Source organism: Klebsiella sp. BIGb0407, from assembly GCF_024807845.1.
Lineage (GTDB): Bacteria > Pseudomonadota > Gammaproteobacteria > Enterobacterales > Enterobacteriaceae > JGM124.
This window is the reverse complement of the sequence record NZ_JANUEQ010000001.1, coordinates 865991-888953: the sequence shown is the minus strand read 5'-3', so window position 1 is coordinate 888953 and position 22963 is coordinate 865991. Positions and strand designations below refer to the sequence as shown.

The window sequence follows — 22963 nt, the reverse complement described above, 5'->3', positions numbered from 1 at the left end:
ATCTAATAGCTATATTTTAATACTTAATAAGTAATTTGTTATGATGCATAAATGAGGGAGTGAGACGAAGAAAAGATGTCAAAATATTATAATCAACATGTCTTATATTATATTAATGCCTTGTTAAAATTTAGTAATTACACCAAGGCTGCCGAGTCCCTCTATATTTCTCAGCCTTATTTAACCCAGGTGATTAAACGAGTTGAAAACGAATTAAATTGCCAGATTATCAACCGCAATGAACTGCCTTATCGTTTAACTGAACAGGGCAAGATTTACTATGATTATCTGGGTTCACTCGAGAGCGTTCACGCCAATATGCGTCGGCAGATCACGGCTATTACAGATTTGCATAAAAAGACTTTGAAAATTGGCATATTAGCCAGTATCGGCACCTATCTTATCCCGCTTTTTCTGCCAAAGTTTTTGCTCCATCATCCCGAATGTCAGATAGAGCTGATAGAAGATATACAGGAAAATAACGAACAGCGGCTTTTAAAAGGCGAGATAGATTTTTTGATTGGGCAAAACTCGAGCAATATTGCTGAAAATCTGCTGGTGGTTACTTGGGGAAAGCATGGATATTCTGCGGTTATTCCCACATCCTGCGAACTTTTCCAGGAAAATACCGCGGTAATTGCACCCCGGAGTATTGCGCTGGAAGACTTATTACGGCAAAAACTGGTGTTAACGTCGAAAGGATCTTCCATCAGGGCGCAAGTCGATCACTTATTGAATATTTATAAAATAAAACCCACTATTATTTTAGAAAGTGGTGAAATCACCACCGTAAAACATCTTGCCATGGCGGGTGTTGGCGTGACTTTTGTTCCTGAAAGTCTGGCTGTCGAGCCTTGCCCTGCGAAATACAATATCTATGCCTTGCCGATTGAACAATTGAACTTAGATTATTTTATCGCACATCACAGTAGCAGGGCTCTTTCCACTATGGAGCAAGAATTACTGGATTCATTTGTGCGCTACAAAGATACCACCGAGCACGCATGGTATGGAAAGGGGGATTAATGACAGAGGGCACCCAAGTATTAGATATGATGGGAACCAAAATTCGCCTTTATTTTAAGGGACATCAGGCTGAGAGATGGTTAGCAGAAGCGGGTTGCATGTTAAAACATTACGAACAGGTTTTTAGTGCTAACTCGGATCTGTCGCAATTATCAGATCTCAAAAAAACGGCAATGCATGCACCTGTAGCCGTTGATAGTGACCTGTATGAATTAATCAAAACAGGCAGAGAGCATAGTCTCGAACCCAATAGTTTTTTAAATATTGCGATTGGCCCGTTAATTAAGCTCTGGCGTATTGGCTTTCAGGAAGCAAGGGTTCCCGGCGAGGCAGAGATTGGGCGAGTATTGGGCCGCTTAGATCCCGCCAGTATCCTGCTGGACGACGGCCGTCAGTCGGTATTTTTTGCCAGAAACGGCATGGAAATAGACTTAGGTGCCATTGCCAAAGGATATTTCAGCGATAAGGTGATGGATTTTTTCAAAGGAAAAGACCCTGTTTCCGCGATGATCGATATTGGTGGCAACCTGCTGGTTTATGGCAACTCACCCAAACAAAACCCGAACTGGGATGTCGGTATACAAAACCCTTTTCTGCCAAGGGGCCACTGCATTGCCAGCGTAAAAATAAGAAACCAGTCGGTCGTGACTTCCGGTATCTATGAACGGACGTTTGAGCATAACGGCAATCAGTATCACCACATTTTTGATAGCCACACTGGCTATCCTGTCGACAACAATGTGGCTTCCTTAACCATTATTGCTGATAAATCTTTGGATTGTGATATCTACACCACCAGACTCTTTGGCCAGGATCCGCGACGTATTTTGGAAACCGTCAATAATATAGAAGGTATGGAGGCTATTGTGATTACCCTGGACGGGCAATTAGCCACTACGACCAATCTGAGAAATAAGCTGACCTGGGCCTGATGGTCGAGGAAGTCGTCAGTAAAAGGTTTAAATTACTCAAGCTGTTCTGCTATCAATTAATGCATCATAAGTATATTTAATACCATGAAGAGAAATTATTGATTATCAAGTAGATGAAACGGTTTTTTGAATTTTTTAGCACAATGACTCGCCATTTTTATGCAGTTTATACGCAGGATTTAACCGCGAAAAAGTTTTTTTCTGACTCACTCCATCCGTCACTTCTTCTTATCGGCAGCCAATATCACTGCTCTTTCTGATGAAAACCAGATAGAACGCCAACTTGAATGATTAAACCTGAAATAACATACTTAAACTATTGATATTTCATGATTTGCATATCTACCAGCACACATTTGTTTCGATTGTGTGTCCATATGTAAAAAATATACAATTAAGGATAAAGTTTGTGATATTTGTGATTTTTAAACAAAATAAAAAGAAATGGAGTGGCAATAATGTTGAAGCAAGTGGCTGTTGCAGTAGGGTTAGCCTGTGCGTCTTTACCTGCCCTGGCGTATGAAAATGGCAGTTATGCTCGTGAGACCTTAGATACCCTGATTAATGATTATCCGGGGCGTTATAGCGGTACCGCAAACTTTGCGGGTGCGGCAAACTGGATGGAAGAGCGCATGGGAGTGGGCTATACCACCACACGTCAGGACTTTAGCTATACTGTTCGTGGCGGAGCCGTGCGCTCATCGCAAAACGTCCTCGCCTATAATACCGGCTTGAGCAGCGACTACATTATTACCGGGGCTCACTTTGATACCTATTTCGGTCGCCCGACACTGCAAGGTGTCGATGATAATGGATCCGGTGCCTCGGTCCTGACCGAAGTGGCGCGTAACCTGAGCGGTATTCAGACTGAAAAAACCTTGGTCTTTGCCGCCTTTGGTGCAGAAGAAGAAGGCTTGATTGGCTCAGAAGCCATGGTTCGGGAACTGATTGCCCAAAACGGCGTTGATAACCTGAAAGGGATGATCAATATCGACAGTATGGTGACGGGCGATAAACTCTATGCTCATGCTGGTGACAATAGTGTGGCTAATCCTGAGCTAGGCAAGCTGCGCGATCAAATGCTGCGGATTGGCAAAGAGTTAAATATCGATATCACCACCAACCCGGGCGGTGACCCTGCTTATCCTGCCGGAACCGGTTGTTGTAGTGACGGCGATAGCTTTAATAACGCGTTTGATATTCCGGTTCTCTACCTGGAAGCAACCAACTGGGATCTCGGCGACTTAGACGGTTATACCCAAACCGATAACCCGGCTATCCCCGGCGGCGCAACCTGGCACAATCCGACGCGTGATAATGAAGCTTTCCTGAACAGTGCCTTAGGCCAGGAGCGTATTGGTGAGCGTCTGCGCGATGTTTCTCGCCTGGTCACCCGCCTGTTACTGGAATCATCCAATACCGATCTGCTGCACTCTGCCTATTCTGCAGCCGCGATGCAGGATGCCTTACAGGACAGCCTGAAACGTCAACGTGAGTCGGTCAAAGACTTAACCGATAAGCGCTGGCTGGTACTGCAAAATGGCACCCGCAGTGTCGGTACGCTTGATACCGTTGTCGGTGTCGAAGGAACCGCGTATCCATCAAGTGGTTTTGATAAAGAACCTCAGCAACGTTCCCGCCAGGCAATGCTCTATGGGCTGGTGGATTACCAGCTGGCAGAAGAGCTGACGGTCGGTGGTTCTTTAAGTTTGTTGCGTAACAAAGATAAACTGGATCGCGATGGTCACCTGGACAGCGATACCTGGCAGGTCGGTCTCTACGGTTTATATAATCAAGCTGGCCCGACATGGTTAGGCAGTGAAGTGAGCGCGGGAACATCATCTATCGATACTCGCCGCTCGGTCTTCCTACAAGCAAACAATGGCCCGGTCCTGCTGGATAACCATTTGGATGCGCATACCAATGCACAGTTCTTTACCGCTCGCCTCAGTGGCGGATATGACTTCTCCTATAGCGCGGTTCGTGCAGGCCCGACGGTCGGACTGGACTATGCTCACTACCGCGTCAACGGCTTTAACGATAACGGTGACCTGCGCACCGGCGTCCGTTATGAGAAACAGAATCTGAACTCTGTAGAAGCGAGTCTGGGCTGGCGTTTATATGGCAAAGTTGACTTCAGCAACACCATGTCACTCCAGCCTTATGCGACAGTTGCCTGGGTACGTGAAATGGGTGACGGTCTGAAATCCAGCTTTACCGTTCAAGACCAGGCCGATGGTGTCAGCCGTAGCGTTAATGTCGGTAAAGCGGATAAAGACTTTGGTCGTTCAACCGTTGGCGTTCAGTGGCTGGCGACCGAGAATGTTAACCTTTATACCTCAGTGGGCAGCCGTTTCGCGCATAAAGATGGCGCTCAGACTCACTACAATGTCGGTGCACAGTGGCAGTTCTAAGTTCACTTGCCTGATTTAATCGCCGGGGCTTATCAGCCCCGGTTATTCGTGGGTTCCGTCTGATTGATTCTTTCAATCGCGATAAGATTCTCTGCCATCGTTTCACCCAGAACCTGTACCGCGGTTGAGGCATCTCTGTTCTTCAGGGCCAGGTAGACCTGTATATGGGTATCAACGCTTTCCAGAGTAATACCCAGCGCACGGTTCAACTCTTCCAGGTAGTAGTAATAGCTTTCTTTTATCGACAACATCACGTTATAAAACACTTTGTTTTGTGATGCTTTGGCAATCGCCAGATGAAAGTCGAAATCGGCTTCTGAATATTTTTTATAATCATTTTTATTCACCAGCATCCGGTTAAGCGCTTGTTCGAGGGCAAGAATATCCTCGGCCGTGGCATGAATAACCGCGAGCTCCATGCATTTAAATTCCACCGTCTGGCGGAATACCATCATATCGTGAAACTCTTCTTTGCTGAGATTCATCACTGGACGCAATCTGTTGTTCAGCGTCTGCGGGGTAAAATCTTCGCTGATATAACTCCCGCTGCCCTGGCGAGTGATAACCACCCCCAAATCCCGTAATCGTTGCACCGCGCTACGAACACTGACCCGGCTGACATTTAACGTAGCGCATAGCTCCTGTTCCGAGGGTAAACGGCTGCCGGGAGCCCAGTTTCCGTCGATTAATTGTTGCCGTAACTGTTCGAAGACATCATTAACAACATTCTGTTTTTGCGTGGACTTCATGTTCACCAGAATTATCCTGTATCGAGATTTCAGACTGCGTGATGCCAGTATATAACAGCAGAGAGGCGACCATGAAAAAACTCATGTTGTCCTACATATTAAATGGGTTTTCTGGTCTCTGTCATATGGCGTGAATTTATATGTGAGTGAAATTTTTATTCTCCCATGGAATTAAAATATTTAAAAATCATTAAGTTAATGTGTTTTTTTGTATGCGGAAATCTATTTTGTGATCCTGTTTGCAGAAATCAATTCGGAACGTTGATTTTTTACCCGGCGGAAATCATGCTCTTAACCCTAAGTTGTCATACATATTTTATAATAAATATAAGAGGGAAAGGCTATGCATGCATTATTTGATCTCAAGGGCAAAACCGCACTGGTTACCGGGTCGGCTCGTGGCCTTGGTCTGGCTTATGCCCAGGGACTGGCATCGGCTGGAGCACGCGTGATCCTCAATAATTCAAAGGGCGTCGGACTGCAAAATGCCGTTGACCAGCTTCGTAGTGAGGGCTATGACGTTCAGGGATCCGTTTTTGATGTCACGGATGAAGTCGCAGTGGAAATCGTTTTTGCCGAATTTGATGCTCAGGGAATTGAGATTGATATTTTAGTCAATAATGCGGGTATTCAGTACCGCAAACCGCTGGTGGAAATGGAGCTGGAAAACTGGCAGAAAGTGATAGATACCAACCTGACCAGTGCCTTTATTGTCGCGCGTGCAGCGGCTAAACGGATGATAGCCCGTGGCCAGGGTGGCAAAATTATTAATATGGGTTCACTGACCAGTCAGGCCGCGCGTCCAACCGTGGCACCTTATACGGCAGCAAAAGGTGGGGTGAAAATGCTCACCTGTGCCATGGCTGCCGAGTGGGCGCAGTTTAATATTCAGACCAATGCGATTGGTCCGGGTTACATTCAGACCGACATGAATAAGGCTTTAGTTGAGGATCCGGACTTCGATCGCTGGGTGAAAAGCAGTAATCCATCCCAGCGTTGGGGCGATCCAAAAGACTTAATCGGCGCAGCGATTTTCCTCTCATCTTCGGCATCAGACTATGTTAACGGGCAGATCATCTATGTCGACGGTGGCTGGCTGGCGGTTTTATAACAGTGGCAGACCACATTTCCCGTTAAAGGACAAATAGCCAGGCCGATTACCCTTTAACCAGTACCGTTTCATCCAGGAAAAAACGGTACTGGTGAGCTGTATTGACAGATTTTCAGTTACCCATCATTTGACGAGTGGATATTGAATCTTTTATCATCACCGGGTCATCACTTTTCCTCAGAGGTATTCGTCCAATGCGCAATTAATGCCCACCGTCAGCCTTGACGGTCTGTTCTCCGCTCCTTTCGGGAGTTGAATTGGTGCATTAATTTTAGGGTTATCCCATGACGAATACGTTGCTGACGCTGGAAGGCGTCTCTTTGGTTTTGCCGGACGGCAAGCCTCTTTTTTCTCATCTCAATGCTCAGTTTGATGCTCGCCATACCGGTATGGTGGGGCGCAATGGCGTCGGTAAAAGTATGCTTGCGCGAATTCTCGCAGGCGTCGTTAAGCCGACCGCCGGGGCGTGCTATGGCGCAGAGAAGGTCCGGTATCTGGCGCAGCATCTGTCACCGCAGCACTATCAGACCGTGGCGATGCTGGCCGGTGTTGATGTGCAGCTTGCGGCCCTGACCCGGATTGAGGCCGGGAGTACCTGTCAGACTGATTTTGATTTAGTGGCAGATAACTGGGATATCCGGCCGCGCCTGCAAATTCAGCTTGCTGCAGCAGGGCTGGATTATCTTTCACCCGAAACGGCTACCAGCAGGCTCAGCGGTGGCGAAGCCATGCGGGTGGCCTTAAGCGGTGCCATGCTCTCTGACCCGGACTTTTTAATTCTCGATGAGCCGACTAACCATCTGGACAGTGCCAGCCGTGAGGCCTTGATGCAGCAGTTAGCTTGCTGGCCCCGTGGCTTGCTGGTCATCAGCCATGACAGGCGCTTACTCCAGCAGATGGAGAGAATAGTTGAACTCTCCTCGCTCGGGTTAAACAGTTACGGCGGTAACTATGATATTTACCAGCAAATAAAAGCCCGGGAAACTGCCGCAGCGGTACAGCAGCTGGAACATCTTAAAATCGAGCGTAAACGGCAAGAACAAGGGTTACGCGATAAACGTGAACGGCTTGAAAAGCGTCAGTCCCGCGGCAATCGTCTCGGTAAAGAGGCCAATCAGGCGAAGATTTTACTCGGTCGCCAAAAGGGGCGCAGTGAGGCATCAAGCGGTAAGCAAGAGAAACAGGCGGCAGAAACACAATCTCAGCTCAATTTGCAGGTGCAGAATGCCGCCCAAAATATTGAGAAAGCGCCCCAGATTGTGATGCACGGCTATTCCGCCTTTTCGGGTTTGTCACATCAGGTTGCCAGACTCACCGATATCCGGCTGCCTTTTGCCCCCGCGCCATACGATAAGCTGGACCTGACGATTTATGGCGGGCAGCGGATAGGGGTCAGGGGACCGAACGGTTGTGGCAAATCGACGTTACTCAAAATCCTCGCAGGCCAGTTAAGCCCTGTTCGGGGGGAATGCGATATTCGGGGAATTATCGCCTGTCTTGACCAGCAACTCTCGCTGCTTGACCCAAGGCTGAATGTGCTGGAACAGTTACTTGCCGTTAATACTCAGGCCGGGGAGTCTCAGCTACGTATGCAACTGGCGCAGCTCGGGCTTGATGCCACGCGCATTTTATTACCTTGCGGCCAGCTCAGTGGCGGAGAGCAGCTTAAAGCCGCCCTGGCGACCGTGATTTATGCCGATCCGCCTGCATCCTGCTTACTGCTCGATGAGCCGAGTAACCATCTCGATCTGGTTTCTCTGCAAGCATTAGAGCTATTGCTGAACCAGTACTCAGGCACCTTGCTGGTGGTTTCACATGACGACGTGTTTCTTAATCAGATAGGGCTGACGCACTGGCTGGTGGCCGGGGAAAGTGGTTGGGAATTTACGCTCAGATGAAATAAGACACCTGCTCTGGATTAGAATACAGAGCAGGTGATTTTTTATTTAGCCGCTAACAAACAAAGTTTTCGTGCCACTTGATAAGAGGCTTCAAAAGAACTGAGAGGCAGAAACTCAAAGCGCGAGTGGAAATTATGTGCACCGGTAAAGAAGTTTGGCGTTAATAAACCTTTCGCGGACAGCGCGGCGCCATCCGTTCCTCCACGCATTGGGATAACTTTAGCCGGAATATTCAGTTCATCCAGCGCGGTAAATATCAAATCAATAGCACGGCGATCATCGGTAATAGCATTGCTGATATTACTGTAGGTATCGCTTATCGTATATTTGACGCCAGCAGTAGGATACTGTGAGGCAAATTTTTCTGCCAGGTCGATAATTTGCTGCTTTCTTTCAGCGAAACGCGCTAAATCAAAATCACGAATATTGGCTTTGAGTACAGCTTCGCTCTGGCTGGCTACCAGCCCATTAAACCAGATATAACCTTCCCGGCCCTCAGTGTGTTCCGGCGTTTGTTGGCGGTCAAAGTGGCTGATGTAATCTGTGGCCATCAGCAGAGGGTTAACCAGCACCCCTTTGGCTGACATCGGATGGCTGGTGACACCGGTAAAGGTGATTTCAGCCTGGGCGGCATTGAAGTTTTCATAGACCACTTCGCCTATTTCGCAGCAGTCAATGGTCCAGGCAAAATCGACATCAAATCTTGCCAAATCAAGCGCTTTAGCGCCACATAAACCGATTTCTTCGTCAGGGACAAAGGCTACAACAATATCCCCGACCTTATCGGTTGCGGCTAAATTTTCCAGCAATGTCATGACTACGGTGACCGCGGCTTTATTATCTGCACCCAGTACGCTGGTGCCATCGCTGAAAATAATTTCTTCGCCGCTATAACGCAATATTTCCGGATGCTCAGCGGTTTTTAACCAAATATCTTCCTGTGGATTCAGACAGAGGTCGCTGCCGGTAAAAGACAATATTTGCGGATGAATTTCAGCTGATAATCCTACATCTACGGTATCAATATGGGTTATAAAACCAATTTTTGGCGCGCCAACAACATTACCTTTTCTTACTGCCGTTACCGTGGCAAATTCATCAATAATAATATCGTCCAGCCCCAGACCCTGTAATTCCTCTGCCAGTAATTTTGCCATTTCTTTTTGGCCTGGAGTGCTGGGTAACGTATTAACCCGCGGGTCGCTCTGACTGGTTATGGCTAAATAACGAAAGAAGCGTTGTGTCAGCTGAAACTGTAACGGAGACGACATAATTGGGTCCTTATTAAAAATAGCAGTACCTCAGTATCTGAATTTAATGTTATTTATGGCAAGGACTTTTATTTTTTTCTTGTGGATTACAGAATTAGGGACAGAGATGAGAACAAAGATAACTACTCTTGCAATGACCGTAACAGCCTTAACATTCAGCGCCAGTGTTGCTGCTAATACTCTGGTTTTTTGCTCTGAAGGTTCGCCGGAAAACTTTAATCCACAGCTATATACCTCTGGAACCAGCGTCGATGCCAGCGCAGTACCGATTTATAATCGGCTGGTGGACTTCAAAGTCGGTACCACAGAATTAATTCCGAGCCTGGCTGAAAGCTGGGATATCAGCGAGGATGGTAAAGAATATACTTTCCACCTGCGTAAAGATGTGAAGTTCCAGAGCAATAAATTTTTTAAGCCGACTCGCGATTTCAATGCCGATGACGTTATTTTCTCGTTTATGCGACAAAAAGATCCTCAGCACCCGTACCATAAAGTCTCAAATGGGAACTATTCAAATTTCAACAGTATGGAATTTGCTAAGCTGATTACCAGTATCGATAAAGTTGACGATAATACCGTGCGTTTCACCTTATCGCGACCTGACTCACCGTTTATTGCCGCGCTGGGATGGTATTTTGCTTCTATTCTTTCTGCAGAATACGCTGATGAGATGATGAAAGCCGGGGCACCGGAGCGTGTCGATATGGAGCCTATTGGTACCGGGCCTTTTGAGCTCAAACAGTATCAAAAGGATTCGCGTATTCTCTATACGGCTTTCCCGGAATACTGGGAAGGTAAAGCTAAACTCGATCGTCTGGTTTTCTCTATCACACCTGATGCGGCTATTCGTTATGCAAAAATGGAAAAAAATGAGTGCCAGGTGATGCCCTTCCCGAATCCTGCGGATTTACCACGGATGAAGGAAAACAAAAATATTAATCTGATGAGTAAGTCTGGCCTGAATACCGGTTTCTTATCTTTTAATACCCAAAAAGCGCCGTTTGATAATGTGAAAGTTCGCCAGGCGCTGGCAATGGCAATCAATAAACCGGCGATAATTGAAGCGGTATTTAATGGCAGTGGCACTCAGGCTAAAAACCTGCTCCCGCCAGGCGTGTGGAGTGCAGATGATAAACTGGAAGACTATGCCTACGACCCTGAGGGCGCGAAAGCATTATTAATCGAAGCGGGTTATGACCCGGCGACAACGGTTGATCTCTGGGCGATGCCGGTTCAGCGGCCCTATAATCCTAACGCTCGTCGTATGGCGGAGATGATTCAGGCAGACTGGAAGAAGGTCGGCGTGAATGCCAAAATTGTCACCTATGAATGGGGTGAATATTTACAGCGTCTGAAGAATGGTGATCACCAGGCGGCCTTAATGGGCTGGACCACCGCAACCGGAGACCCGGACAACTTCTTTGGACCTCTGTTTACCTGTACGGCGGCAAAAGGTGGGTCTAACTCAGCGAAATGGTGTTATGCGCCGTTCGATAAACTGATTGAAGAAGCCAGAACCGAAAGCGACCAAAGCAAAAGGGCGGTTATCTATCAGCAGGCGCAACAGATGATGCATGACCAAATGCCCGCGGTGATGATTGCGCACTCGACTATTTTTGAACCGGTCAGGGTTGAAGTCACCGGGTATGAAATTGATCCGTTCGGGAAGCATATTTTCTACCAAGTCGATAAAAAATAGAAAGAATAAGCTCTTCACCATCAAGGTGAAGAGCTTTATTTGAGAAAATTCTACGTAGTCTATTATTCAGTAAAAATCCAGCGCAAATAAAAATAATATTTATTATCCTGCTGTTTATTTAGCAACCGTTTAAATTACTCTCAGTGAATCATATTATTTTGTCCGCAGACGCCGGGTAATAAACCCCGGTACTATATGAGTGAAAATTATTTTTTATTCTTAATTCATCCTTAGGTTGTAAAAAAATATTTTTTATTTTCTGGCGGAACAATATTAGTAGTAACCTGTCCATAATAGCGAAAAATAAGATGCTTAGTGCCTGTTGGCAGTGGTTACTTTATACCCTGGCGATAGTGACGTTTTATGGCTGCTGTTTTTTTTATTCCTGGCAGGGACGACCAGGCTGACAATAACGTATCGAGTTTTGATAGATGAAATCCTTAGTCAAGTATGGAATGGCGTTTGGTCTTTGCTTTGCCTTATTATATTTAGTGCCCCTGGATGCCAGAGGATTATGGCAGCCGGATGAGACACGCTATGCAGAGATCAGCCGCGAAATGTTGCTATCAGGGAATTGGGTTGTGCCCCATTTTCTGGACCTCCGTTATTTTGAAAAGCCCATCTTAGGTTACTGGATAAACACACTGAGCCAGTTTATCTTCGGACATAATAATTTTGCTGTCCGTTTTGGGTCAGTATTCTGCATTTCTCTCAGCGCTATATTGATTGCTGGGCTTGCATTTCGTATGTGGCGTGACAGGGCTGTGGCGGTATTATCCGCTGTCATTTTCCTGACGTTCTTCCTGGTGTATAGCGTCGGAACTTATGCGGTGCTCGATCCGATGGTGACCTTATGCCTGACGGCAGCAATGTGCTGTTTTTGGGCTGCCAGTACTGCAAGTACCACAGCAGAGAAGGTCGGAGGCTATATTCTGCTCGGTTTTGCCTGTGGATTAGGAGTGATGAGTAAAGGATTTCTCGCGCTTGCTATCCCGGTTATTAGCGTATTGCCCTGGGTCGTACTGCAGAAGCGCTGGAAGGAGCTGTTCTTATTTGGCCCGATAGCCGTGATCTGTGCGGTTCTGATTGTCTTACCCTGGGCTCTGGCCATTGCCAGAGCTGAACCTGATTACTGGCATTATTTCTTCTGGGTTGAGCATATCCAGCGTTTTGCTGAGGATGATGCTCAGCATAAATCGCCGTTCTGGTATTACCTTCCTATTTTCATTGTCGGTTGTATGCCGTGGTTAGGCTTATTACCCGGGGCGCTGAAACGCGGATTTCAGGAGCGTAGTACACAAAATGCTGCCTTCTATTTACTCGGCTGGGTCATCATGCCGTTACTATTTTTCAGTATCGCTAAAGGCAAGCTCCTGACCTATATCCTGCCTTGCTTTGTGCCGCTGTCGATTTTAATGGCACGTCATGCGGTAATACTGGCCAAAAATAAGGCGCGAACCTTACGGGTTAATGGCTGGCTGAATCTGGTATTTGGCATTATTTGTTTCGTTATTGTGCTCGTTGCTCTGGCTCCCTGGGGACCGGCGAAATTTGCCCTTTATGATACCCGTGAGGTGAATAAAGTCATGCTCGGTGGCCTGGCGTTTCTTATCTGGGCGATGGTCGGGGCGGTGACGCTGTTTCACAGTGAACGTCGCTGGTTCTGGGCTTCTTGTTGTCCGCTGGGCATTGCGTTGCTAGTCGGATCCGTTATTCCGGATACAGTGGTGCACTCAAAGCAACCGCAGGCATTTATTGAGGTGATACGTCCGCAGCTGGCAGAGAGTCAGTATATTCTGGCCGATAATACCGGGGTTGCTTCCGGCATTGCCTGGCAGATGAAACGCAGTGATATCGATTTATATGACTCCCAGGGTGAACTGGAATACGGGCTGGCCTATCCGGGTAACGAAAACCGTTTCACGACGGCAGAAAATTTTCCCCAGTGGCTGGATAAACATCGCCGTACCGGTAACGTTGCTCTGGTTTTACTGCTCTCAAAGGGGGAAAAACTCGACGATTTGGCTCTCCCTGTGCCAGATAATACCTGGAGCGACGGGCGTCTGGTGCTATTGCAATACCTGAAACAGCCCTGAACACCGATAAACCTGCTGACCAGCCGCTGCGCTGGTCAGTTCCTCACTGATTATCCTCTCTCTCAAGTCCGTTCTTCTCACCTGGTGTTTAGCTTTAATTCCGGACAATAAGTTCCGTATATCAAGGAACTTAAGGCTACTTTTTCTTTAATCAGAGTATTTATATTGTCTGCACATATCACCGGGATCGCTCAGGAGTATGTCATGACCTATTTTGCATTTCACAAGCAGTATAAACCCGCTCTATTCATCGAAAATATCGTGCAGCAGGTGCTGGAGGCTCAAGTATGACAACCTCATCGCTTTCCATGAGCGCAATTGGTTTTTACCGTCACTCGGTACTGTCTGATGCTGACTGCCTGATCGGTATTGAGCTTCCTCGTCCACTGCCGGGGCCTCATGACGTGCTGGTGGCGGTACAGGCGGTTTCCGTTAATCCTGTTGATACGAAAATTCGTGTCGGGCTGGTGAGTGTCCCTGATAGCGTCAATATCCTGGGCTGGGATGCTGCAGGCATTGTTGAAGAGGTCGGGGAATGCGTGACTTTATTCAAACCTGGGCAGCAGGTTTATTACGCGGGAACCTTTAACCGCAGTGGGAGTAATGCTCAGTTTCATTTAGTGGATGAACGTATTGTTGGTCATATGCCTGAGACACTCAGTTTTGGCGGAGCAGCAGCGCTGCCGCTCACTTCATTAACGGCCTGGCAACTGCTCTTTGAGCGTCTGGGTGTTGTGCCAGGTAAACCTGCGGGTGCCGGGAGTCTGTTAGTCCTTGGCGGTGCCGGAGGCGTGGGATCCATGCTTATTCAACTTGCCCGGCGCTTAACGGGCCTGACGGTAATCGCCACGGCCTCACATCAAGCCAGCCGCGACTGGTGCCTGGCATTAGGTGCCCACCATGTGATTGACCACCGACAGCCATTACCTGAACAAATTAAGGCGCTGGCTATTCCTCCTGTGAATAATATTGCTGCCCTGTCGCACACAGCCGTCCATTTGCTGGAGCTGGCTGAAATCATCACCCCTCACGGTCAGATAGCGATCATTGACGATCACGATAGCCTGGATATCACCCCATTCAAGGTGAAAAGTGTCTCTGTCCACTGGGAAATGGTGTTTACCCGCCCGCTATTGGGTACCGCAGATCTGATAGTCCAGCATCAGATCCTCAATGAAGTGGCTGCCCTGGTGGACAGCGGAGTTTTACGCTCCACGGTTTCGCATACTCTGAGCCCGTTTAATGCCGCACAGCTGATTGAGGCTCATCGTCTGGTGGAGGCCGGAGGAAGCCCCGGCAAGGTGGTCGTTGCCAGGGGCTGAGTCGGTGTTTAATTGATAGTGAGACGCAAGGCTAAATCTTTCGGGTAGGGATCGAAGTAGTTTTGCGTCAGTAAATAGTCATCCGGATATTCGGCAAGATAGTGCTTCAGCAAGGTAATCGGCGCGAGTATCGGTAAAAATCCGGCGCGATAGTGAAGGATCACCTCGCTTAACTCGCTTCGTTGACGTGAATTCAGCTGGTTTCGGAAGTAACCCTGAATATGCATTAAGACATTCGTGTGGCTTTTCCGGGAAGCATTTTTTTTCAACAATGTCATTAGCTTGTCACGATAGGCCACGAAAAATGCCCCCAGATCATACCACTGATATAGTGAGGCGATAAAGGCACCTAGTTCACGCTGCCCCGCCGGGTTATGCGACAGAAGCTGAAGTTTATAGCGGCTATGAAAGTCCAGCAGTGAACTTCGGGTAAGCCCATTTTTACGCAGCGTATTCAGCGCGTGCAGGGCGAAAACACGTTCAATAAAGTTTTCTCTCAGCATCGGGTCATGCAGACGACCGTCTTCCTCTACCGGTAGCCAGGGATAGGCTTCCAGCAGGGCTTGAGTAAACAGGCCGGTTCCTTCTTTGCGACCGCGATTGCCTTTCTCATCATAGAGGCGGACCCGTTCCATACCGCAGCTCGGGGATTTCGCGCAGACGATAAAGCCGGCAATACTCTCAAGTTGTGGCAGATACGAAGCGGTGAAAGCCTGCATTCTGTCGGTTAAATCTTCATGAGGTGACTGGGTAAAGCGTATAGATATTGCATCGCGACTGTCCTGAACCAGGCGTAATGCCGGGCGAGGAGAGGGCAGTCCAATCGCCATTTCCGGACAGACGGATTTAAAACTCACCCAGGGTGCCAGCACATCCATTACAAAGCCGGTACGTTTATGCCCGCCGTCAAAACGCACGGTAGAGCCGGTCAGACATCCACTGATTCCAATAACAGGCTGAGTACTCATGATATGCACCTCTCAGGATCCTTTGCGGGTGAAGAATAAGGTGACAGTGGCAACAGTCACACCAAATTTCTTCATTTCTGTTTTATTAAACAAATGCTTATCGTCTTGCAGATACATCCAGTCATCGAAGTTAAGCAACCAGGTCTTACCGTCAGCCGTGATATTCATGCTATAGCGCCAGTTAAAGGCATTCCCTGCAGCCTGACCGATAGCTATACCTTCAATATCACCAGCCGTACCCTGAAAACTATCGGTGCCGGTACGCTGGATACGCCATATTCGCTGCTGCTTCTCACCGTCGTTATAAACAAATTGCTCATTGAGCGTCAGGGTATCACCGACGACTTCACCCTTAATATCCACATGAAAGCGGCGTAGCTGTTTACCACTTCGATCCTGCACCATACCCCAGGCTTCTGTTTTACCCTGAAAATAGTGGAAGATATCAAGCTCGGGCTGCTGGCCCTGGTACTCTTTGACCTCGGTACTACAACCCGCCAGCAGCATTATCATTGCGAGACCAGACTTCAGAATACGCTTCATTTTTCGCCTCCGATCAGTTGCTTACGCAGTTCAGGGTATTGTGTGTGTGGGCTCAGCCAGATAGCCAGAAACTGGCGGCTAAACAACGCGGACTGGTGCGGGCCCAATGGGGTAAAGGTTTTTTGTGCTGCACTGGCGCGATACCAGAATTGCCCTTGCTGAGAGCTAAAAACAAAAGCCAGCTGACTACCCGGGTTCACGTCAGGCCAGAGAGTTTTCAGCATGCTTAGCCAGGATTCGCTTTGAGGTTCTTGCTTCAGAATACCCAGGGCCTGCCACTGGTCGCGGGTGGCATCGACCAGATCTTCACCATCGATCTCCCGCTGATAGGTAATAACCAGCGCCTGGTGCTGGTCAGGACCGTCATAGTGCCCCGAGGGCGTGAGCAACTGAGAGGTATAAAGCGTAAAGGGGCCCCAGCTAAAAGTCGCGCTGCCCACAGAGCGCCAGTTTAACCAGTCGGCAGCCCGGGCTGATGGGCTCACAACCACCAGCCATAACAGAGTCAGGGCTAAGGTGCGCATGATGTTCTCCTCATCAGCAGATGAAAAAACAGCATCAGAATCAGCCATCCAGCTAGCATCAGGCTGAATACCTGCCAGACCGGCATCAGAAAGGTAATTGCCCCAAGATGTTCACCGATAGCATAGGCTATCGGGCCCCCGAGGGTGGCTAGCAGCACCAGTTTGTTCCAGGATAACGTGCTGATGCTGGAAAGCCAGGTCCAGACCGTTGAGAACATTAACCATAGCGCCACCATCCACAGAGGGAGCAGCGCTTCGCTGTTAAATGTCATCAGCCCGGTCAATACCCAGACGATGTCGAGGGCGCAGCCACATACTGTCAGCAGCAAGGCATAACGACGCTGTCTGTGGGATAACTTAAGAAAGGCCAGTATCGCCAGAACCAGCCATAAAAAGAGGCCTCGCTCGCGAAATATCACTACCAGCGTCCAGTAGATATCGAATCCAATCGTGACCAGTATCAGTTGGCCCGGGCGTTTCATACACGTTCTGCAGTCAGTTGTACGACACTGATGGTTCGGGCATTAAACCCGGCTTCGCAGTAACTTAAGTAGTAGAGCCACATCCGCCGGAAGCGCTCATCAAAGCCGAGTTTTTCTATCTCCGGCCAGGCCTGAATAAAACGCTGCCGCCAGTGTTCCAGCGTCCGGGCATAGTCAGGTCCCATATCAAACAGATTACGAACCACAAAGTCGGTGTGTCGGGTCATCAGCTGGTTCATCGCCGTGAGACTCGGTAAAAAACCGCCGGGGAAGATATAACGCTGAATAAAGTCAACGCTTTTACTGTAGTCGCGGTAACGTTGATCCTGAATGGTGATGGCCTGGATAGCCATTTTCCCACCCGGTCTCAGGCGTTCCTGACAAGTCTGAAAGAAGGCGGGCAGATAACGTTTTCCTACAGCCTCAATCATTTCTATCGATACCAGCTTGTCATATTTTCCGGTCAGGTCACGGTAGTCGCACAGTAAGACCTGCACTTGGTTCTGTAAACCCGCCCGGGCAATCCTGTCAGTTGCCCAGATATATTGCTCACGGGATAATGTGGTGGTGGTTACCCGGCAGCCATAGTAACGCGCAGCATATTCTGCCATTGCCCCCCAGCCAGTCCCAATCTCTAGTAAATGGTCCTCAGAACTGAGATCCAGCTGCTGGCACAAACGATCCATTTTGACTTTTTGCGCATCGGCGAGACTTTGTTCTTTTGTCGTGAAAAGTGCACTGGAGTAGAGCAATTCATCATCAAGAAAAGAGGCATAAAACGCATTGCCGAGATCGTAATGAGCAGCAATATTTTCCCGTGCTTGCTGGCGATGGTTACGTCGCATCCAGTGACGTATCAGCTCAATCGGGCGGCCTAATAGTCGAAAACCACTTTCCAGACGTCCCATTACTTTGCTGTTAAGCGCTAAAATGTGTAATAACTGCGTTAATTGATGCGAGTCCCATTTGCCCTCCATCCAGGTTTCCGCGGCAGCAATGCTCCCTCCGGTTAACAGCCGCCAGTAAACCACCGGATCGAGAATGCGGATATCCGCATGCAGTGCCGCAGAACGTTCGCCAAATTCAAATGTCTGCTCTCCTTCATAAACCGTAACAGCGCTCCCACGAATATCGTTTAACAGACGAAAGAGTAGGCGGCGGGCGACGCGGACGTTGCGCGCAACGGCGGGTTCAAACGCAAAGCTAGAGTTAGTCATAAGCGTTCACTCTTACTCTTAGGGTGGCTGTGAATAGGTACGCGCTTGAGCCACAGGCGCAGCGCTTGCCAGTAAATAGCGAAGACGGTTTTTAGCGTCATCAGGGGAATGCGTCGCAGTAATGCCCGCAGTGTCATGCGCGTCAGCGGCTCACGGGTGAGCACCAGGGTTGCGTCAAATACCTTGCTCTCCTGATGATTTTCGATATGCATCTGCAGCGTTTTATCGGGACTATTGAAACGCCAGTGATAAACCATATCCATCGGATTAAAGGGCGAAACATGAAAGGCTTTTTCCATAGGCTTTGCCTGTTGGCCATCGACAGCATAATAATGCCGTTCATTCCAGGGCGTGTTGCGAACCTCAGTCAGTATCCAGCGTAATAGCCCGGATGGCTCGTAGCAGTAATAAAAATTGACCGGGTTAAAATGAAACCCAAAATAGCGTAACTGAGTGAGTAGCATGACCCGACCTGCCGGGCGCTCACCGGTCAGATTTTCCAGACGGTTCAGAACCTGCTCTTTAAGCGGACTACCCAAGGGATAGTCAACATCATAAAATGACGCTGCGGCAAATCGATTGCGGCGGATGCCAACCGATTTCAGCCCCTCCAGTTCATCCAGATCGAGCCAGGCCATAAACATGCGGTAGCGGAAACAGTGTGTTTTAGGGCTGAAACGTCGATGGCGTAAAACGCCCTGATAGAGGCAACTGTTCATGTTACTGTCCCTTTACCGAGGCTATCGCCTGAACAACATCCAGGGCGCTACGGACGCCATCCTCATGAAATCCGTTATACCAGTAAGCCCCACAGAACCAGCTACGCTGCTGGCCGTTAATCTCGCCGCGCCTGGCCTGGGCATGCCAGCTGGTCGGATTAAACAGCGGATGTTCGTAGACAAAGCGCTGCCAGATTTTGCTTTCATCAATCCTGGCATCAGGATTTAGCGTAACGCAGAACAACGGCGCTTCTTTCGCTAACCCCTGTAAAATATTCATGTTGTAAGTGACACAGGCGCTGGCCTGGTCTTGTTCACTCAGCCGATAATTCCAGCTTGCCCAGGCCGCCTTACGAACCGGAAGCCAGCCGGCATCACTGTGCAGTACCACTTCATTACGCTGCCAGCCAATATCGCCAAGGATCTCCTGCTCAGCGAGGCTGGGTTGTTCCAGCATCGCCAGCGCCTGTGCCGAGTGACAGGCGAAGATAACCCCTTCAAATTGTTGAGTGGATCCCGCCAGCTTGATCTCGATACCGTCTGGATGTCGAATAACCTGTTTAACCGGTGAGTTGAGGTGCAGGGTAAGACGGTCACCCAGTTGCGTCTGGATAGCCCGAATATACTCGCGGGAACCCCCAGGCACCACGTACCACTGCGGACGTTGAGTAATATCCAGCAAGCCATGATGCTCAAAGAAGCGTAAAAACAGCGGCAGAGGGAAACTACGGATTTCCTGAAGTGAAGATGACCAAATAGCCGCGCCCATTGGCAGGATGTAATGACGTGCGAAAAAGGCGCTAAAATGATGCTTGTCGAGGAATGATTGCAGCGTGGCATAGTCATCGACACCTTCGGCAAGCGTCTTTTTGGCCAGTTTATTAAAGCGCAGAGTCTCTTTCAGAAACCGCCAGAATTCAGGATTAAAAAGATTCCGGCGTTGGGCAAACAGTGATAACAGTGTATGGCCGTTATACTCCAGCCCGCTTTGTGGATTATGTACCGAGAAACTCATCTCCGTCTTTTGCCCGCGGATACCCAGTTCACTGAGTAAACCCATAAAGCGCGGGTAGGTACGGTCGTTATAGACAATAAATCCCGTATCAATGGCAAAAACTCCCTGCTGCGTTGTGACATCAACCGTCGCCGTATGCCCGCCCAAGGTGCTTTGTGCTTCAAAAAGCGTTACCTGATGATGACCTGCCAGCCGCCATGCACAGGTCAGACCGGCAATTCCGCTGCCAATAATCGCTATCTTCATGATCGCACCATCCTGCGTAATATTGCGCGCTGCATAAGGGCAGGAAGCGCGGATAACAGGCGAAGCGGCAGACCCAGCGTGGTCGGAAAAACGATATCTGTCTTTTTCTTTGTAATACCACGACGAATTGCTTTCACGGCTTGTTCAATACTGACAAGACCAGGCATGGGAAAATCATTTTTACGGGTGAGCGGCGTATCGACAAAACCGGGTGATACGACCGTAATAGCAATACCCTTGGGCTCCCAGTCCAGACGTAAGCTACTGGCAAACCAGCTCAGGGCTGCTTTTGATGCACCATAGGCTTCGGCGCGTGGAAAGGGGAGCCAGTGAGCCATCGAACTCACCAGTACCACATGGTTGCCGGGTACCAGCTGTGCTTGCAGCGCGGCGAGGCAGTTTACCGGACCCTGGAAATTGGTTGCCATCACACGTTCAACCAGAGCTGCGTCAATCAGGCCGTGCTCCAGATACTCACAACTTCCTGCACAAAGAATAACTAAATCGGCCTGACGCTTAGAGAGTGCCTGGTGACAAGACTGTCTGTCGGTCATATCAAACTCGAGCGGAGTAATATTAGGGCTGAATGTCTGCAGAGCCTTGAGCCTCTCGCTATCGCGCCCACAGGCGATGACATGCCAGCCATCGCTGGCCCAGGATTTTGCCAGCCCGGCACCAATACCTGAGCTGGCACCGGTAATCAGCACGGTCATCATGAGCGTAGTCTCCGTTTTACCCGGCGAATGGCCCAGCCCAGTAGCGGCAGATGTTCGTAGAGCATTTCCCCGGCATCATAGTAATCCCTCTGACGAATAATCAGATCGTCCTTTATCTCTGCTATTGAGCATCCCTCCAGCAACAGCGTTTTGCCCCCTGATATCCGCGGGTGTGACCAGCTCATGGTCCAGGTGACAGTAAACCGTTGGTCGTTGTGAATCAGGCTATTGATAGAAAAGTGGCAGTGTCTGACATGGGTCAGCAGTTGAGCGAAATAGGTCTGAATGGCAAACAGCCCCTGATGTTTACCAAAGGGGTCGGTGAGCTCTGCATCAAGGTGATAGAGCGTTGTCAACGCCAGAGGAGGTTGATTTTCCAGCTCAGCGTAGTACTCAGTAAATTTTGTGATGATGGATGGCATTGTGCTCATGAGTCTCACCCTCGTTACGGACAGTGCGGCGTAATCACTCCTTCAAAACTTACACAAACAATTTAATTTGTCTAAGTTTAAATGCAATAATCCTGGTAAGATTTCTGAAAGGCGACACAGCAGGGGCATTTTTCCCCCTATACTGTCCACACGGACTGGCTAAAGGGTAAAAATATCCTTTACTGATGCCCGAGAGTGTTAATTAAAGGAGTTCATATGAAGTTATGGCCTGTATTGACCGCAGGGGTTATTGCGCTGTCGCTGGTAGCTTGTAAATCACCGACGCCACCAAAAGGTGTCGAGCCGATTACTGGGTTTGATGCCAGCCGCTACCTGGGTAAATGGTATGAAATAGCCCGACTTGAAAATCGCTTTGAACGTGGGCTGGAACAGGTGACGGCCACTTATGGCGAGCGGAATGATGGCGGTATCAGCGTTCTGAACCGTGGCTACAATCCAAAAAGTAATAAATGGAGTGAAAGTGAAGGCAAAGCTTACTTCACCGGAGCCGCTACCACTGGTGCACTGAAAGTCTCGTTCTTCGGCCCATTCTATGGTGGCTATAATATTATCGCGCTGGACGACAACTATCAGTATGCGCTGGTGAGCGGACCCAATCGTGATTATTTATGGATCTTGTCACGTACGCCGACAATCCCGGATACGGTAAAGCTTAATTATCTGCGCATCGCCAGTCAGCTAGGATTTGCGACCGAAGAGTTATTGTGGGTAAAACAACAGTAAATCTGCGCCCGTTACCGCGCACTGACAGGCAGAATATTTGTCATTGGATGCGAATACATAGCCTGTCGGTGCTCTGCAAATGGATTTTTTCACACGGAAGGGTTGCCGGGCAGAATGTTAGCATTATGATAAGACCGAAATTTGAAAAAAAGAGAACGTGCTATGCAACATATCATTGAAGGTTTCCTCAATTTTCAAAAAGAGGTCTTCCCGGAGCGTAAAGAGCTATTCCGCAGTCTGGCTTCCAGTCAGAACCCTAAAGCGCTGTTTATTTCCTGTTCGGATAGCCGCCTGGTTCCCGAGCTGGTGACCCAGCAAGATCCTGGTCAGCTGTTTGTTATACGTAATGCCGGTAATATTGTACCTTCATTCGGACCTGAACCCGGTGGCGTATCGGCAACGATTGAGTATGCGGTTGTTGCTCTGGGCGTGACGGATATTGTGATTTGCGGACACTCGAATTGCGGTGCGATGAAAGCGATTGCATCCTGTCAGTGCCTGGATCCAATGCCTGCTGTTGCTCACTGGTTACACTATGCCGATGCCGCAAAAGCGGTGGTGGACAAAAAACACTGGGATAATGAAACTGATAAAGTTAACGCCATGGTGGAAGAAAACGTCATTGCGCAGCTGAATAATATTAAAACCCATCCTTGTGTTGCTGTGGGCCTGCGTAACAATGCCATCCGGTTACATGGCTGGGTCTATGATATTGAAAGTGGTGGGATCCGCACCCTGGATAAAAACAGTAAAAACTTTATCTCACTGGCTGATAACCCTGAAGCATTCTTCGAGTAATCACTAAGTGGTGAGAGGCTTCCCCGCTGTTATTTGATA

At 48.7% G+C, this 22963-nt stretch carries 21 protein-coding genes; 10 read left to right on the top strand and 11 right to left on the bottom strand.

The genetic code is table 11. The annotated features are described in order from the left end of the window. Nucleotides 1-75: 75 nt before the first annotated feature. The 3 genes from M2387_RS04230 to M2387_RS04220 all read left to right on the top strand — a co-directional run bounded on the left by M2387_RS04230 (nt 76) and on the right by M2387_RS04220 (nt 4372). Nucleotides 76-1026 (top strand): LysR family transcriptional regulator, encoded by a 951-nt coding sequence (locus M2387_RS04230; RefSeq protein WP_259047381.1) that lies wholly within the window; start codon nt 76-78, stop codon nt 1024-1026. Further along, nucleotides 1026-1958, top strand: a complete 933-nt coding sequence (locus tag M2387_RS04225; protein WP_259047380.1) for an FAD:protein FMN transferase — start codon at nt 1026-1028, stop codon at nt 1956-1958. Before M2387_RS04230 ends, M2387_RS04225 begins: the two co-directional genes overlap by 1 nt. A gap of 458 nt (nt 1959-2416) precedes the next feature. Further along, nucleotides 2417-4372, top strand: a complete 1956-nt coding sequence (locus tag M2387_RS04220) for an autotransporter domain-containing protein (RefSeq protein WP_259047379.1) — start codon at nt 2417-2419, stop codon at nt 4370-4372. A gap of 32 nt (nt 4373-4404) precedes the next feature. Here M2387_RS04220 and M2387_RS04215 read toward each other — a convergent pair whose 3' ends face one another. Then, entirely contained in the window at nt 4405-5127 is a 723-nt protein-coding gene (locus M2387_RS04215) for a FadR/GntR family transcriptional regulator (RefSeq protein ID WP_259047378.1), read from the bottom strand. 337 nt (nt 5128-5464) lie between these two features. Here M2387_RS04215 and M2387_RS04210 point away from each other — a divergent pair, with 337 nt between their 5' ends. Then, nucleotides 5465-6232 (top strand): SDR family oxidoreductase, encoded by a 768-nt coding sequence (locus M2387_RS04210; RefSeq protein ID WP_259047377.1) that lies wholly within the window; start codon nt 5465-5467, stop codon nt 6230-6232. A gap of 284 nt (nt 6233-6516) precedes the next feature. Further along, nucleotides 6517-8130, top strand: coding sequence for an ABC-F family ATP-binding cassette domain-containing protein (locus M2387_RS04205; RefSeq protein ID WP_259047375.1), 1614 nt, complete (start codon nt 6517-6519; stop codon nt 8128-8130). A 44-nt stretch (nt 8131-8174) separates the two neighbouring features. Here M2387_RS04205 and pepT read toward each other — a convergent pair whose 3' ends face one another. After that, entirely contained in the window at nt 8175-9404 is a 1230-nt protein-coding gene (gene pepT / locus M2387_RS04200) for a peptidase T (RefSeq protein WP_259047373.1), read from the bottom strand. 106 nt (nt 9405-9510) lie between these two features. On the opposite strand from pepT, the gene M2387_RS04195 reads away from it, so the two are divergent. The 3 genes from M2387_RS04195 (at nt 9511) to M2387_RS04185 (ending at nt 14521) form a co-directional block, all read left to right on the top strand. Beyond that, entirely contained in the window at nt 9511-11103 is a 1593-nt protein-coding gene (locus M2387_RS04195; RefSeq protein ID WP_259047372.1) for an ABC transporter substrate-binding protein, read from the top strand. Nucleotides 11104-11534: 431 nt separating this feature from the next. Then, the gene (gene arnT / locus M2387_RS04190) at nt 11535-13199 is read left to right on the top strand and encodes a lipid IV(A) 4-amino-4-deoxy-L-arabinosyltransferase (protein WP_259047370.1); all 1665 of its coding nucleotides are present in this window, start codon (nt 11535-11537) and stop codon (nt 13197-13199) included. 308 nt (nt 13200-13507) lie between these two features. Further along, entirely contained in the window at nt 13508-14521 is a 1014-nt protein-coding gene (locus tag M2387_RS04185; protein WP_462442473.1) for a zinc-binding alcohol dehydrogenase family protein, read from the top strand. An 8-nt stretch (nt 14522-14529) separates the two neighbouring features. On the opposite strand, the gene M2387_RS04180 is transcribed toward M2387_RS04185, so the two are convergent. From M2387_RS04180 to M2387_RS04140, 9 genes are read right to left on the bottom strand one after another with little or no spacing between them, the layout of a single operon-like run. Beyond that, nucleotides 14530-15489 carry a YbgA family protein gene (locus M2387_RS04180; RefSeq protein ID WP_259047367.1) on the bottom strand — a complete coding sequence of 320 codons (960 nt, stop codon included), beginning with the start codon at nt 15487-15489 and terminating at the stop codon, nt 14530-14532. A 12-nt stretch (nt 15490-15501) separates the two neighbouring features. After that, on the bottom strand, nt 15502-16032 hold the full coding sequence (locus tag M2387_RS04175; RefSeq protein WP_259047365.1) for a DUF3833 domain-containing protein: 531 nt from the start codon (nt 16030-16032) through the stop codon (nt 15502-15504). After that, on the bottom strand, nt 16029-16556 hold the full coding sequence (locus M2387_RS04170) for a chalcone isomerase family protein (RefSeq protein WP_259047363.1): 528 nt from the start codon (nt 16554-16556) through the stop codon (nt 16029-16031). Before M2387_RS04170 ends, M2387_RS04175 begins: the two co-directional genes overlap by 4 nt. Then, a complete protein-coding gene (locus M2387_RS04165) occupies nt 16544-17038 on the bottom strand; it encodes a DUF2878 domain-containing protein (protein ID WP_259047362.1) in 495 nt (164 codons plus the stop codon). Before M2387_RS04165 ends, M2387_RS04170 begins: the two co-directional genes overlap by 13 nt. Then, nucleotides 17035-18255, bottom strand: coding sequence for an SAM-dependent methyltransferase (locus M2387_RS04160; RefSeq protein WP_259047361.1), 1221 nt, complete (start codon nt 18253-18255; stop codon nt 17035-17037). Before M2387_RS04160 ends, M2387_RS04165 begins: the two co-directional genes overlap by 4 nt. Continuing rightward, nucleotides 18252-18974, bottom strand: coding sequence for a DUF1365 domain-containing protein (locus M2387_RS04155; protein WP_259047360.1), 723 nt, complete (start codon nt 18972-18974; stop codon nt 18252-18254). Before M2387_RS04155 ends, M2387_RS04160 begins: the two co-directional genes overlap by 4 nt. Nucleotide 18975: 1 nt before the next feature. Then, nucleotides 18976-20235, bottom strand: coding sequence for an NAD(P)/FAD-dependent oxidoreductase (locus M2387_RS04150; RefSeq protein WP_259047359.1), 1260 nt, complete (start codon nt 20233-20235; stop codon nt 18976-18978). Beyond that, nucleotides 20232-20951, bottom strand: coding sequence for an SDR family NAD(P)-dependent oxidoreductase (locus tag M2387_RS04145; protein ID WP_259047358.1), 720 nt, complete (start codon nt 20949-20951; stop codon nt 20232-20234). The genes M2387_RS04150 and M2387_RS04145 overlap by 4 nt, the downstream gene beginning before the upstream one ends. Continuing rightward, on the bottom strand, nt 20948-21382 hold the full coding sequence (locus M2387_RS04140; RefSeq protein ID WP_259047357.1) for a nuclear transport factor 2 family protein: 435 nt from the start codon (nt 21380-21382) through the stop codon (nt 20948-20950). Before M2387_RS04140 ends, M2387_RS04145 begins: the two co-directional genes overlap by 4 nt. Nucleotides 21383-21598: 216 nt before the next feature. On the opposite strand from M2387_RS04140, the gene blc reads away from it, so the two are divergent. Together blc and M2387_RS04130 are read left to right on the top strand one after the other, a co-directional pair. Beyond that, nucleotides 21599-22126, top strand: coding sequence for an outer membrane lipoprotein Blc (gene blc, locus M2387_RS04135; RefSeq protein WP_259047356.1), 528 nt, complete (start codon nt 21599-21601; stop codon nt 22124-22126). Between the two features lie 162 nt (nt 22127-22288). Then, a complete protein-coding gene (locus M2387_RS04130) occupies nt 22289-22924 on the top strand; it encodes a carbonic anhydrase (protein WP_259047355.1) in 636 nt (211 codons plus the stop codon). Nucleotides 22925-22963 lie beyond the last annotated feature (39 nt).

Coding starts and splice junctions, on each gene's coding strand:
- M2387_RS04230 (WP_259047381.1), top strand. CDS start 76: ATGTCAAAATATTATAATCAACATGTCTTATATTATATTAATGCCTTG.
- M2387_RS04225 (WP_259047380.1), top strand. CDS start 1,026: ATGACAGAGGGCACCCAAGTATTAGATATGATGGGAACCAAAATTCGC.
- M2387_RS04220 (WP_259047379.1), top strand. CDS start 2,417: ATGTTGAAGCAAGTGGCTGTTGCAGTAGGGTTAGCCTGTGCGTCTTTA.
- M2387_RS04210 (WP_259047377.1), top strand. CDS start 5,465: ATGCATGCATTATTTGATCTCAAGGGCAAAACCGCACTGGTTACCGGG.
- M2387_RS04205 (WP_259047375.1), top strand. CDS start 6,517: ATGACGAATACGTTGCTGACGCTGGAAGGCGTCTCTTTGGTTTTGCCG.
- pepT (WP_259047373.1), bottom strand. CDS start 9,404: ATGTCGTCTCCGTTACAGTTTCAGCTGACACAACGCTTCTTTCGTTAT.
- M2387_RS04195 (WP_259047372.1), top strand. CDS start 9,511: ATGAGAACAAAGATAACTACTCTTGCAATGACCGTAACAGCCTTAACA.
- arnT (WP_259047370.1), top strand. CDS start 11,535: ATGAAATCCTTAGTCAAGTATGGAATGGCGTTTGGTCTTTGCTTTGCC.
- M2387_RS04185 (WP_462442473.1), top strand. CDS start 13,508: ATGAGCGCAATTGGTTTTTACCGTCACTCGGTACTGTCTGATGCTGAC.
- M2387_RS04180 (WP_259047367.1), bottom strand. CDS start 15,489: ATGAGTACTCAGCCTGTTATTGGAATCAGTGGATGTCTGACCGGCTCT.
- M2387_RS04175 (WP_259047365.1), bottom strand. CDS start 16,032: ATGAAGCGTATTCTGAAGTCTGGTCTCGCAATGATAATGCTGCTGGCG.
- M2387_RS04170 (WP_259047363.1), bottom strand. CDS start 16,556: ATGCGCACCTTAGCCCTGACTCTGTTATGGCTGGTGGTTGTGAGCCCA.
- M2387_RS04165 (WP_259047362.1), bottom strand. CDS start 17,038: ATGAAACGCCCGGGCCAACTGATACTGGTCACGATTGGATTCGATATC.
- M2387_RS04160 (WP_259047361.1), bottom strand. CDS start 18,255: ATGACTAACTCTAGCTTTGCGTTTGAACCCGCCGTTGCGCGCAACGTC.
- M2387_RS04155 (WP_259047360.1), bottom strand. CDS start 18,974: ATGAACAGTTGCCTCTATCAGGGCGTTTTACGCCATCGACGTTTCAGC.
- M2387_RS04150 (WP_259047359.1), bottom strand. CDS start 20,235: ATGAAGATAGCGATTATTGGCAGCGGAATTGCCGGTCTGACCTGTGCA.
- M2387_RS04145 (WP_259047358.1), bottom strand. CDS start 20,951: ATGATGACCGTGCTGATTACCGGTGCCAGCTCAGGTATTGGTGCCGGG.
- M2387_RS04140 (WP_259047357.1), bottom strand. CDS start 21,382: ATGAGCACAATGCCATCCATCATCACAAAATTTACTGAGTACTACGCT.
- blc (WP_259047356.1), top strand. CDS start 21,599: ATGAAGTTATGGCCTGTATTGACCGCAGGGGTTATTGCGCTGTCGCTG.
- M2387_RS04130 (WP_259047355.1), top strand. CDS start 22,289: ATGCAACATATCATTGAAGGTTTCCTCAATTTTCAAAAAGAGGTCTTC.